General features: G+C 68.2%; 11 protein-coding genes. 2 read left to right on the top strand and 9 right to left on the bottom strand.

The features are described 5' to 3' along the window. Positions 1–164 precede the first annotated feature (164 nt). The 8 genes from ubiM to ACCC94_RS23300 form a co-directional block, all read right to left on the bottom strand. Positions 165–1337 carry a 5-demethoxyubiquinol-8 5-hydroxylase UbiM gene (ubiM, locus tag ACCC94_RS23335; protein ID WP_413351970.1) on the bottom strand — a complete coding sequence of 391 codons (1173 nt, stop codon included), beginning with the start codon at positions 1335–1337 and terminating at the stop codon, positions 165–167. A gap of 123 nt (positions 1338–1460) precedes the next feature. Continuing rightward, entirely contained in the window at positions 1461–2579 is a 1119-nt protein-coding gene (locus tag ACCC94_RS23330; protein WP_413351969.1) for a sigma-54 interaction domain-containing protein, read from the bottom strand. Continuing rightward, positions 2576–3760 (bottom strand): acyl-CoA dehydrogenase family protein, encoded by a 1185-nt coding sequence (locus tag ACCC94_RS23325; protein WP_413351968.1) that lies wholly within the window; start codon positions 3758–3760, stop codon positions 2576–2578. The genes ACCC94_RS23330 and ACCC94_RS23325 overlap by 4 nt, the downstream gene beginning before the upstream one ends. A 79-nt stretch (positions 3761–3839) precedes the next feature. Continuing rightward, positions 3840–4985, bottom strand: a complete 1146-nt coding sequence (gene ssuD / locus ACCC94_RS23320; RefSeq protein WP_413351967.1) for an FMNH2-dependent alkanesulfonate monooxygenase — start codon at positions 4983–4985, stop codon at positions 3840–3842. A gap of 10 nt (positions 4986–4995) precedes the next feature. After that, positions 4996–5553 (bottom strand): FMN reductase, encoded by a 558-nt coding sequence (gene msuE, locus ACCC94_RS23315; RefSeq protein WP_413351966.1) that lies wholly within the window; start codon positions 5551–5553, stop codon positions 4996–4998. A gap of 166 nt (positions 5554–5719) precedes the next feature. After that, entirely contained in the window at positions 5720–6835 is a 1116-nt protein-coding gene (locus tag ACCC94_RS23310; RefSeq protein WP_413351965.1) for a saccharopine dehydrogenase family protein, read from the bottom strand. Positions 6836–6884: 49 nt separating this feature from the next. Continuing rightward, a complete protein-coding gene (locus tag ACCC94_RS23305) occupies positions 6885–7286 on the bottom strand; it encodes a GFA family protein (protein WP_413351964.1) in 402 nt (133 codons plus the stop codon). 390 nt (positions 7287–7676) lie between these two features. Then, positions 7677–8804 (bottom strand): ATP-NAD kinase family protein, encoded by a 1128-nt coding sequence (locus ACCC94_RS23300; RefSeq protein WP_413351963.1) that lies wholly within the window; start codon positions 8802–8804, stop codon positions 7677–7679. 248 nt (positions 8805–9052) lie between these two features. Here ACCC94_RS23300 and ACCC94_RS23295 point away from each other — a divergent pair, with 248 nt between their 5' ends. Next, complete coding sequence (locus ACCC94_RS23295) at positions 9053–9226, top strand: PA1571 family protein (RefSeq protein WP_413351962.1); 174 nt, start codon at positions 9053–9055, stop codon at positions 9224–9226. Between the two features lie 15 nt (positions 9227–9241). On the opposite strand, the gene pdxB is transcribed toward ACCC94_RS23295, so the two are convergent. Next, positions 9242–10390: a 4-phosphoerythronate dehydrogenase PdxB gene (gene pdxB / locus ACCC94_RS23290; protein ID WP_413351961.1), complete on the bottom strand. Its 1149-nt coding sequence runs from the start codon at positions 10388–10390 to the stop codon at positions 9242–9244. Between the two features lie 143 nt (positions 10391–10533). Between pdxB and ACCC94_RS23285 the strand changes: the two genes are divergently transcribed. Beyond that, positions 10534–11499 (top strand): MATE family efflux transporter (locus tag ACCC94_RS23285; protein ID WP_413351960.1); only part of this gene is annotated, 966 nt, incomplete at its 3' end.

Raw genomic sequence — 11499 nt, 5'->3', positions numbered from 1 at the left:
CCCTTTGTGGGGGGGGGGGCCCCTTCCCCTACCACGCGCCCAAACAACGTGCCCCCTATTCGGGGGGCTTTTTTGGTCGGCTGCTTTTTGCCCCGCGAACGCTTCAATTCCGTAGGGCGCATAACGCCGAATGCGTTATCCGCCCCACAGGCACCTACCTGCATTCAGGCCCCCTGGGTCAGGTGCCTGGCGATGGCCGTGCGCAGCGGCGGCAGGTTCTGCGCCAGGCGCAGGCCGGCGTTGCGCAGCAGGCGCACCGGCGGGCGCGGGTCGGTGTACAGGCCGACGATCAGCCGGGTGGCCTGGTACAGCGGCCAGGTCGCCAGGCGGTGGGCCATGGCATAGCGACGCAGCGGCCAAACGCCGCCGATATCGCCGCCACGGCGATGGATCGTCAGGATTTCGTTGGCCAGCCGACGCTGGCTCTGCAGGCCGAAGTTGAAGCCGTGGGCAGTGACCGGGTGCATGCCGACGGCAGCGTCGCCGATCAGCGCGCTGCGCGGCCCGACGAAACGGTCCGAGTACACACCCACCAGCGGATAGCTGTGGCGCCGACCGAGCAGCTGCATGCCGCCCAGGCGTCGGTCGAAGCGACGCTCCATCTCGTCGGCGAAAGCCTTCTCGTCCAGCTCCAGCAGCGGCGCCATCTCGCGCTGCGGCAGGGTCAGCACCACCGAGGAACGGTCGCCATTGATCGGCAGCAGCGCCAGGGTCTGGCCGTAGCCGAACCATTCCCAGGCAACGTTGTGATGCGGTTTCTCATGGACCATGCGGCAGACCATCATGGTCTTGCCGAAGTCTTCCATGTGCGCGCCGATACCGAGCATCCGGCGGGTCTCGGAGAAGCGGCTGTCGGCCGCCACCAGCAGGCGCGCGTGGACGCGGCTGTCATCGTCCAGGGTCAACGACACACCGTCCTGTTGCACCTGCAGATTTCGCAGCGCCCGCCCGCAGACCAGCGAAACGTCCGCGCACTCGTGCACCGCATCGAAGGCAGCGCGGCGGATCATCTGGTTGGAGACGAAGTAGCCCAGCTGCTCGGCGCCGGCCTGCTCGGCCTCGATGCGCAAGGTGAACAGCGAGGGACCGTTGAGCACCTGGGCATCGCGCAGCGGCGAGACTTCCTGCGGGTCGATCCGCGACCACATCCCCAGCCGCTGCAGCTCGGCGCGGGAGGCGTGGGTCAGGGCGATCTCGCGGCCGTCCTCGGCGGGCTCGGCCACGGCGGCCAGCGGCTGGCGGTCGATCAGCAGGATCGACAGGCCGTTGCCCGACAGCGAGCGGGCCAGGCAAAGCCCGGCGGGGCCGGCGCCGACGATGGCGATGTCCACGTGCATGGGTGACTCCTTTCGCGGGGATGGGCGGTCCCGGAGTCTAGGCTGGCCACTGGCCGGTTTTCTTGCCGTGGATCAGTGGCCGGCGGCGCATACCTCCAAATAGACGGGCCTGAACGGACCAACCTAGATGGACAGCCGCACGCCCCGCTGCGGATCGATCGCCGTCGCGCCCCGGCGCTTGTTCACCACCAGTTCGCCGATCTCGATCAGCCGTGTGCGCGTCACGTTGCGGCTCAGCCCAAGCAGGTTGGCGGTGTGCACCTGGTTGCAATGGCAGAAGCGATAGGCCGCGCGCAGCAGCGCATCTTCCACCCGCGCATGCAGGTTGCCGCCCTGCTCTTCGAACAGCCGCTGGAACGCCTGCTGGAGAATCTGCTCGGCGCCCAGGGATTCCAGCCGGGGCTCCTCGCTGCGCTCGATGCGCAGGTTGGACAGGTGCAAGTCCTCCGCGCGCACCACGCCGTCGCGGCAGATCAGCAGGGTGTGGTGGATGACGTTTTCCAGCTCGCGGATGTTCCCCGGCCACGAATAGCTGCGCAGCTTCTGCGCCGCCTCGGCGCTCAGCTGGCTCTGCCCGTAACCCAGGCGCCGGCTGTATTCGGCGATGAAATGGCGGGTCAGCGGGAGGATGTCGCCGGGCCGTTCGCGCAGCGGCGACAGCTCCAGGCTGACGACGTTGAGCCGGTAGTAGAGGTCCTCGCGGAAGTGCCCGGCGTTGATCGCCTTTTCCAGCTGCACGTTGGTCGCCGCCAGCACCCGCACGTTGATCGGGATGCTCTTGCGCGAGCCCAGGCGCACCACTTCGCGCTCCTGCAGCACGCGCAGCAGCTTGACCTGGATCGGCATCGGCAGGTCGCCGATCTCGTCGAGGAACAGCGTGCCGCCATTGGCTTCCTCGAACCAGCCGGCCTTGGCCGCCAGCGCGCCGGTGAAGGCGCCCTTCTCGTGGCCGAACAGCTCGGCCTCCACCAGCGATTCGGAGAAGGCCCCGCAGTTCACCGCCACGAAGGGCCCGCCGCGCCGCGCGCTGAGGTTGTGGATGTGCCGCGCCACCAGCTCCTTGCCGGTGCCGGTCTCGCCGATGATCAGCACGCTGGCCTCGCTGGGCGCGACCTGCTGCAGGTGGTCGAGCAGTGCCTGGGACTTCGGGTCTTCGAAAACCTGGGCGGTGGCGCGGATGGAGGTGGCCAGCGCGGGCGATTTGGGCAGGGTCAGCAGACCCTCGGGTGTGGTCGCGTTCATGAGTAGAAAGTCGGTTGCGGCAGTTGCTGGTTCAGCGCCCAGTCGCCCAGCTCGCGGACCTTGTAGTCCACCGGGTCGTGCAGGGTCTGGGTGCGCAGGTTGCGCCAGTAGCGATCGATGCGCAGCGCGGCGTGGGTCGAGCGCGCGCCGGTGACCTCGAACAGGCGGTTGCAGATTTCCAGGCCGTTGCGGGTGGCGGCGACCTTGGCGGTGGCGATGGCCACGGCCAGCCGCCCGCGCTCCTCGGCTTCCAGCGCGGCGCCCTTGCTCCAGGCTTCGTCGAGCAGTTGCGCGGCGCGGCGCACCAGCAGGCGGGTGCTTTCCAGGCCAACCCAGAACTCGCCGTAATGTGCGAGCACGTAAGGGTCCTCACCCACAGTGGCAGCGCTGGAACGGAACCACGGGCGGGCTTCCTTGAGCGTGTACTGCCGTGCCTCTTCGAAGGCGCCTTCGGCGATGCCGAGGAAGACGTGGGTGAAGATCAGCTGTGCGATCAGCGGGCGCAGGCAGGCAAAGGGCGTACTCAGCGGGCCCGGATCGAGCAGCAGTTCGCTCTCCTCCACCCGCACCCGCTCGAAGGTGGCGCTGCCGCTGTCGGTCTGGCGCTGGCCCATGTTGTCCCAGTCGTGGGCCAGGCTGATGCCGCTGCGGGCCGTGGGGATGGCGGCGATCAGCAGCTTGCCGCCCTCGCCGTCCAGCGCCGAGGCGATGAGCATCTGCGAATCCAGCGCGCCGGAGCAGAAGCTCTTGCGCCCGGAGAACTCGCGCCAGCCGGAGAAGGTGCGCGACACGGTGCGGGTATCCAGCGGGTTCAGGGCGTTGCCCCAGAACCACTGGTTGCGCGCGGTCAGCTCGAACCACGGCTGCCACTGCTCGGGGCGGGAGAACAGGCGCACGGTGGCCAGCATCAGGTGCTGGAAGCCGAACACGTGGGCGATGGAGCTGTCGACCACGGCGAACTGGCGGACGATGTCCAGCGTGGTGCTCCAGTCGGCGCCCAGGCCGCCGTACTCGGTGGGGATGATCAGCGACAGCAGGCCGCTCTGGCGCAGCGCGTCGCGCTCGGCCTTCGGCGTGCCGCCACGGATGTCGCGCTCGGCGGCGGTTTCGGCGAAACCGGCGGCCAGGCGCTGGGCGATCTGCCCGGGTGTCTGTGCGTCGAGACGCGTCTTGGCGTTCACGCTCGCTTCCTCTTCAATCATTTCTGGGCATGCCGGGCTGCTGCCCGGCAAGTCGGGGCGTGGTGTCGAAGGCGCCGGGTCAGCCGGCCTTGCGTCCGGGCAGCACGTCGTTGGCGATCATTTCGCCGAAGGGCCCGGTGAGGTTGGTCACGCCACGCCCGGCCAGGCTGGCGTAGGGCTCGGGCAGCAGCGGGAAGACCAGCTCGGCGAAGCGATAGGCCTCTTCCAGGTGCGGGTAGCCGGAGAAGATGAAGCTGTCTATCCCTAAGTCCGCATACTCCTTGATGCGCTCGGCAACCTGCTGCGGATCGCCCACCAGCGCGGTACCGGCGCCACCGCGCACCAGGCCGACACCGGCCCAGAGGTTGGGGTAGATCTCCAGCTGGTCGCGGCGCCCGCCGTGCAGCGCGGCCATGCGCCGCTGGCCTTCGGAGTCGAAGCGGGCGAAGGATTTCTGCGCGTTGGCGATGGTCTCGTCGGAGATGTTGGCGATCAGCTTGTCGGCGGCCTTCCAGGCTTCCTCGGCGGTCTCGCGGACGATCACGTGCAGGCGGATGCCGAACTTCACGCTGCGGCCCTGCTTCGCGGCCTTCTCGCGCACGTCGGCGATCTTCTGCGCGACCGCCTGCGGCGGCTCGCCCCAGGTCAGGTAGACGTCCACCTGCTCGGCCGCCAGGTCGTGGGCCTCGGCGGAGGAGCCGCCGAAGTATAGCGGCGGGTACGGCTTCTGGATCGGCGGGTAGAGCGCCTTGGCGTTCTCCACCTGCAGGTGCTTGCCGGCGAAGTCCACGGACTCGCCCTGCAGCACGCGGCGCCAGATGCGCAGGAATTCGTCGGTGACTTCATAGCGCTCGGCGTGGCTGAGGTGGATGCCATCGCCACGGTTTTCATCCGGGTCGCCGCCGGTGACCACATTGATCAGCAGGCGCCCGCCGGACAGCCGGTCGAGGGTCGCGGCCATGCGCGCGGAAACGGTCGGCGAGATGATTCCCGGACGGATCGCCACCAGGTAGCGCAGGCGCTCGGTAAGCGGCGCCAGGGCCGAGGCGACTACCCAGGAGTCCTCGCAGGAGCGGCCGGTGGGAATCAGCACGCCGTAGTAGCCGAGGGAGTCGGCGGCCTGGGCGATCTGCTTGAGATACGGCAGCGACACCGGGCGCGCGCCCTCGCTGGTGCCGAGGAAGTGCCCGTCGCCGTGGGTGGGCAGGAACCAGAACACGTTCATCGCTGGCTCCTCAGGCGGTCTTGCGCAGTTGCGGGCGGGCGAACAGCGGCGCGGCGCGCTCGGCGGCCAGTTGGATGCGGGCGCGCAGGGTATCGCTGGTGATCTGGTAGTTGGCGAAATCTGCCTCGCTGGCGTACACGCCAATCGGCAGCGTGATCGACTGGAAGAAGCTGAACAGCGGGCGCAGCTGGTGGTCGAGGACCAGCGCATGGCGCTCGCTGCCACCGGTGGCGGCGAGCAGCACCGGGGTATCGATCAGGGCATTCATGTCCACCAGGTCGAACAGGTGCTTGAGCAGGCCCGGATAGGAGCCGCGGTAGACCGGCGAGGCCACCACCAGCAGGTCGGCGGTCTCGATCTCGCGCAGGGTGGCTTCCAGCTCCGCGGAGAGTTCCTGGCGCGACAGCGCGGCGCCCAGCGGGCGGGCGATGTCGGCCAGTTCGATGATCTGGGCTTGCACCGGAAGCTGTTCGCCGAGGGCGTCGAGCACGGCCTGGGTGAGCACCAGGGTGCGCGAGGGGCGATAGGTGCCGCCGGAGACGGCGACCACTTTGATGGGGCTGGTCATGGGTTTTCCCTGTTGACTGTTGCGCTAGGTACAGAAGCCTTGAGCAAGGGCCGTACCAACAGGGAAATGTATGATTTTGGGGCACTTCAGCCGGTTCTGACGGGTGTTTCGTGTCACCCAGGCAACAGCGCTGCTGATCGACTGTTGCCTGGGCAACACCTCCGGCTCATTGCAGGGTCAGTTCACGCAGGCCATGGGAGATGCTCAGGCCCTCCAGCTCGTCGAGGTACTCCTGCGTGCTCAGCAGGCCGACGCAGGCCGTTGCGCCGCGCTGGCCCAGTTGCCCGGCGGCCAGCTTGCGCGCCAGGGCCACCGCCGCCATGCAGGGAATGTTCGGGCCGTGGTCCTGCTGGGCGAGGATTTCCCAGCACAGCGCCAGGGGCTTGCCGTCGCCATCGATGCCCTGCAGGTGAACGAACATGCCGCTGCGACCGTCGCCCAGCGGCTCCATGGCCACGGCCATGCGGTGCAGGCCGACGCCCAGGCGAGCGGCGTCCTTTACCAGGCCGGCGCGCACCAGCCAGGACAGGCCCCAGGTGCCGAACTGGGTGAGGCTCAGGCCAAGGCCTGCGGAAAAGCGCACGTCCTGCACGCCGGGGTAGCGCTGCGGGAAGAGATCCAGATCAGGCACGTCGCAGTGGGCCAGCCAGCGCGTACCCAGCGGCGCGGGGAAACGATGGCGATTGAGCCCCTGCCAGCCGTGAACGTCCTGCCAGCGGCCCTGGCGCCACTGGCGCAGCGGCTTGCCGCAATAACCCAGCACCGCGGACACCGTGGCCTGGCCGGGAATCTTCGCCGAGGAGCTGATGCCGTGGTGGATGCTGTCCAGGCGCTGGAAGCGCGGCAGCAGCTCGTCGATCACCGAAGCAGCCAGCGCGGGAACCGAACTCGCGCCGCTGCACACCAGCACGCCGGCGCTGCGCGCGGCGCGGTCGAGCTCGTGGATGCCGCAGACGAACTGCCGCGCGTCGGCCAGGTCGACGTAATGCGCGCGAGCGCCGATGGCGGCGCGGGCGACGCGGTAATCCTGACCCTGGAATGGCCCGGCGGTGGAAATCACCAGGTCGACTTTCAGTTCATTGAGGCGGCCGGCCAGTGTCGGCTGGTTCATGTCCAGGCACACCGCCTCGCCGCCCACCTGCGCGGCCAGTTCATTGGCGCGGCGCTGGTCGCGCCCGCCCACCAGCACGCGGATGCCGTCGATACCGCTCAGGCGCCGTACGATCAGGCTGCCGAAGTTGCCGTAACCGCCCAGCACCAGCACACGAAATTTCCGATCCATTCCCACCGACCCTGTTACTCCCTGACTGCCGCTGGCTGCGCCAGCTCCTTCATCCCGGCTTTGCGCCACCGTGGTGGGGCAGTTTGTCCTCCAGCGGCCACCAGCTGGCGCGGGAGTCGACGTAGTAATGCGCTTCGAGCTTTGTCCGCACCGGCTCGTCCAGGGTTCCCGCACGCACCCGCAAAGTTTCCGGCAGGGCATCGCGCGCGCTGTAGATCGGCGAGCCGCAGCGGCGGCAGAATACACGTTGTTTTTCCGGCGTGGCGCGGTACTCGGCCAGCTCCGACTCACCGCTCACCAGCCTGAACGCCGCGCGGTCCACCGGAATGTTGGTGGCGAACGGCCCGCCCTGGGCCTTGCGGCACTGGCTGCAATGGCAGACCTGGACAGGCGCCAGTTCGCCGCTGATCTCGTAGCGCACCGCGCCGCACAGACATCCGCCCGAATGCATGGCCTGCTCCCCTGTGCCACTTTGCAAAGAGCCGGAGTCTAGATCAGCTGCGGTGAGAATCACCACCATGCATACCGCCACTGTCTGCTTCCGTGAAGTGCGCCCTCACCCCAGAGGGAGTGCCATCTGCAAGAGGGATCGCTTCCTGCGCCGACGTTTCCCTCGAACAGAGTTATCGGCGGATAACGCCTCCGGCGTTATTCGCCCTCCTCACGCGGTCAGCCCCGACCTTCGCTGGCGCGGCGGAAAACGCCTTACGCAAGCGGCTGATCATCACTGCCCCATCCCAGCCACGTAGGGCGCATAACCCGGAACGGGTTATCCGCCAGTGCGGCGGATAACGCCTCTGGCGTATTCGCCCTACGCGAGCGAACAGGCATGGTCAGTTCGTCAGGCTTCACTGCCCCATCCCAGCGGATACAGCAGCTCTTCCTTGTAGCCGGCCCACACCCGCACTGCCGCCGGGAAGCTCGCATCCAGCCCGGCGTCACCACTATCCACCAGCAGCGGCCGGCCCTCGAGGGTGCCGAGCTTGCGCTTGGTGGCGATCACCCGCAGCCGTTCGATGCCGATGGCGCGCAGCACGCGCGGGCTGATCTGCTGGTTGCCGCGCCCAAGGATGTGCCCCTGCCCGCCGATGGCGGTCACCAGCAGGAAGGCCGGATGGCCGTCCACCAGTTCGAACAGCTGTGCCTCGGTGACGTCGCGGGCGATCACTTCGCCATTCTCGATCACGTCGACCCCCAGCAGCGTGGTCTCCAGGTGCAGGTCGGCGGCCAGGCCATGCAGCGTCGAGCCGGGGCCGAAGACGTAGCGCACGTCGTCTTCCCAGCTGTCCTCCAGCCAGGCGGCGAGATCGGCCAGCACCAGTTCCTCGGTCTCCATGCCGGCCTGTTTCACGTGCTGCATGAAGTGGCCTTCCTCGGGCACCGTCAGTTCGGCGTACCAGCGCGCGGCGACACGGCCCTCGCGCAACGCGGCCTCGTCGAGGTCGCGCACTTCGCCCTGGGTCAGGCGCACCAGGCCGCCATCCACCAGCCGCCGCGCCAGTTCCCCCGCGGCGCGCGGGCTGATGGCATAGACCCCGGAGTGAATCTTCACCCCGGCAGGAATCCCCAGCACCGGCTGACCTTCGTGGGCCACCTCGGCGACGTCCCGCGCGGTACCGTCGCCACCGGCGAAGAGGATCAGCGCGACGCCGGCCTTCTGCAGCGCCTGCACGGCATGACGGGTATCCGTCGCGCTGCTCCGCTCGTGCTCCAGGGCCCCCACGAGGCGATGGGCAAAGCCCATGTCCGCCAGCAGGTCGGCGCCCATGGGGCCGGGGAAGGTGAGGAATTCCAGGCGCTCGCACACTGGCAGCAGGTGCTCCAGGGCGACCCGCGTACGCTCCGCCGACCGCGGTTCGGCGCCGCGAGCCAGGGCGAGGTCGGCCACCCCATCGCTGCCCTTGAGCGCAGTCGGGCCGCCGATACCGGCCAGCGGATTGATGATCAGCCCTATGCGAATCCTGTCCATACTCAACCTCGAGGGAAACTTCTTCGAACCACCGGCGCAATGCCGGGTCGGACCAGGGAAGCGGCAACTCCACGAACTATAACGACAAGCAGATGACCGGGGACCTCGCGATTGGCACGCAATCTGCGAGGCGACCTGTCGTCTGTCTTCGGTGACGATTCTCCGACGCTGCCCTTGGCAGCCTCTGTCACCGGGCTTTCATCTGATCTGCCTAGACTGCAAAGAACCTGATGTAGAGGAGATTGGCCATGAGCCTGCAACCCCAACGTGAAACCACTCCCCGTCCCACCCCGCGTCATCCGCAGCAGCCGGTCGGCGGTTCGATCATCGATGCCCAGGGCCGCGAAGTGCCCATCACCGAAGACATGATCCAGCGTGCCTGCCAGGAGCTGGACAAGACCTGGGAACCGCCGCGCCGCTGATCTTCGGAACGGACGCTATTCCCCGACCCGGTTGGCGCCCAGCGCGGTCAGCAGGCTTTCCAGGCGCGGCGAGTCGCCCTGGATGTCCACCCAAAGCCCGGTGATCTCCCGGCGCGGCGGGTAGTGCTTGCGCAGCGCGTCGAAGGCCGCCCGCCGGGTCTGGGTATCTCCGCTCAGACTGCGGCGGAAGTCGGCGTCATCGCTGCGCGGGTCGTACACCGCGCGGCAGAGCATCGCCAGCGCCCAGTCCGGATCGCATTCCTCCTTCAGGCTCAGCTCCGCCAGCCATTGCGCGGGCAGCAGGTCGTCGAGGTCGACCGCCGGGGCGCATTTCTGCCAGGCGCAGAATGCCTCGTAGATCTGCGCCGTGCCGCGCAACTTGCCGTCCAGGCTGTAGCCGGCGATGTGCGGGGTGGCGATGCGGCAGCGCTGGGCCAGTTGCACGTTCACTTCCGGCTCGCCTTCCCAGACGTCCAGCGCCACGTCGATATCCGCGCCGGATTCCAGGTGGATGCGCAGCGCCGTGTTATCGACCACGCCGCCCCGGCTGGCGTTGATCAGCCAGGTGCCGGGGCGCAGTGTCTTGAGGCGCGCAGCGTCGATCAGGTGGCGCGTCGGATTTTCGCCGTCGCGGGTCAGCGGGGTGTGCAGGCTGATCACGTCGCACTCGCGCAACACTTCCTCCAGGCTGCGGAAATCGCCACCTTCGGCAGCGGCGCGCGGCGGGTCGCAGACGCGAACGTCCCAACCCAGCCCGCGCAGTACATCCACCAGGCGACCGCCGACCTGACCCGCGCCGATCACGCCATAGCGACGCTCGGAGAGCCTGGCGCCATGCACTTCGGCCAGCGCCAGCAGGCTGCCCAGCACCCAGTCCACCACGCCGCGGGCGTTGCAGCCGGGCGCACTCGACCAGGCGATGCCGGCCTCGGCAAAGTAGCCGAGGTCCAGGTGATCGGTGCCGATGGTGCAGGTGCCGACGAACCTTACCTGGCTGCCTTCGAGCAGCTCGCGGCTGACGTCTGTCACCGAGCGCACCAGCAGGACTTCGGCATCGCCAACGGCCGCGCGGTCGATCGCGCGTCCGGGCAGACGGCGAATCTCGCCATGGGCGCCGAAGAAGGCTTCGACCAGGGGAATGTTTTCATCGGCAAGGATAGGCATGGGCTGACTCCAGAAAGCGGCACCGGGTACTTTACCAGCGCAGTTGCGCGCGGTCCCGCACCATGCACGCAAGGCTTTGCTGACCACCCGGACAACCCTTAAACTGGCCGGCTTCCCGCTTATTTCTTCTGCCAAGGAAAGCCGTGACCAGCCTCACCCAGCCCGTCTCACGCGGACGGCGCACCGCCACCGAACTCAAGGAACTGCTGACCCTCGCAGCACCCATCATGATTGCGCAACTGGCGACCACCGCCATGGGCTTCGTCGATGCGGTGATGGCCGGCAGCGTGGGGCCGCGCGACCTCGCGGCGGTGGCGCTGGGCAACTCGATCTGGATTCCGATCTTTCTGCTGATGACCGGCACCCTGCTTGCCACCACCGCCAAGGTGGCCCAGCGCTACGGCGCGGGCGACCAGGCCGGCACCGGCCCGCTGGTGCGCCAGGCACTGTGGCTGGCGCTGCTGGTCGGCCCGCTGGCGGGGGCGACGCTGTGGCTGCTCTCGGAACCCGTGCTGCGCGCGATGAAGGTCGAGGAAGCGCTGATCGAACCCAGCTGCTTCTATCTGCGCGGCATCGCCTGCGGCCTGCCGGCGGTGGCGCTGTACCATGTGCTGCGCTGTTTCAGCGACGGCCTGGGACGCACCCGGCCGAGCATGGTGCTGGGCATCTGCGGGCTGATGCTGAACATCCCGATCAACTACGTGCTGATCTACGGCCACCTCGGCTTCCCGGCCCTGGGTGGCCCCGGCTGCGGCTGGGCCACCGGCTCGGTGATGTGGTTCATGCTGCTGGGCATGCTGTTCTGGGTGAACTGGGCGAAGGTCTACAAGCCGAGCCAGCTGTTCAGCCACTGGGAGCTGCCGCAACCCAAGGTGATCGGCAGCCTGGTGGCGGTCGGCCTGCCTATTGGCATCGCGGTGTTCGCCGAGTCGAGCATCTTCTCGGTGATCGCGCTGCTGATCGGCGAGCTCGGCGAGAAGGTGGTGGCGGGCCACCAGGTGGCGCTGAACTTCAGCGCGCTGGTGTTCATGATCCCCTACTCGCTGGCCATGGCGGTGACCGTGCGCGTGGGCCAGTCGCTGGGCGCCGGCGCGCCGCGGGATGCGCGC

Source organism: Pseudomonas sp. Pseusp97 (assembly GCF_047304025.1).
GTDB lineage: Bacteria > Pseudomonadota > Gammaproteobacteria > Pseudomonadales > Pseudomonadaceae > Pseudomonas.
Note: the sequence above shows the minus strand (reverse complement) of the source record. Positions and strands in the feature narration are given on the sequence as shown.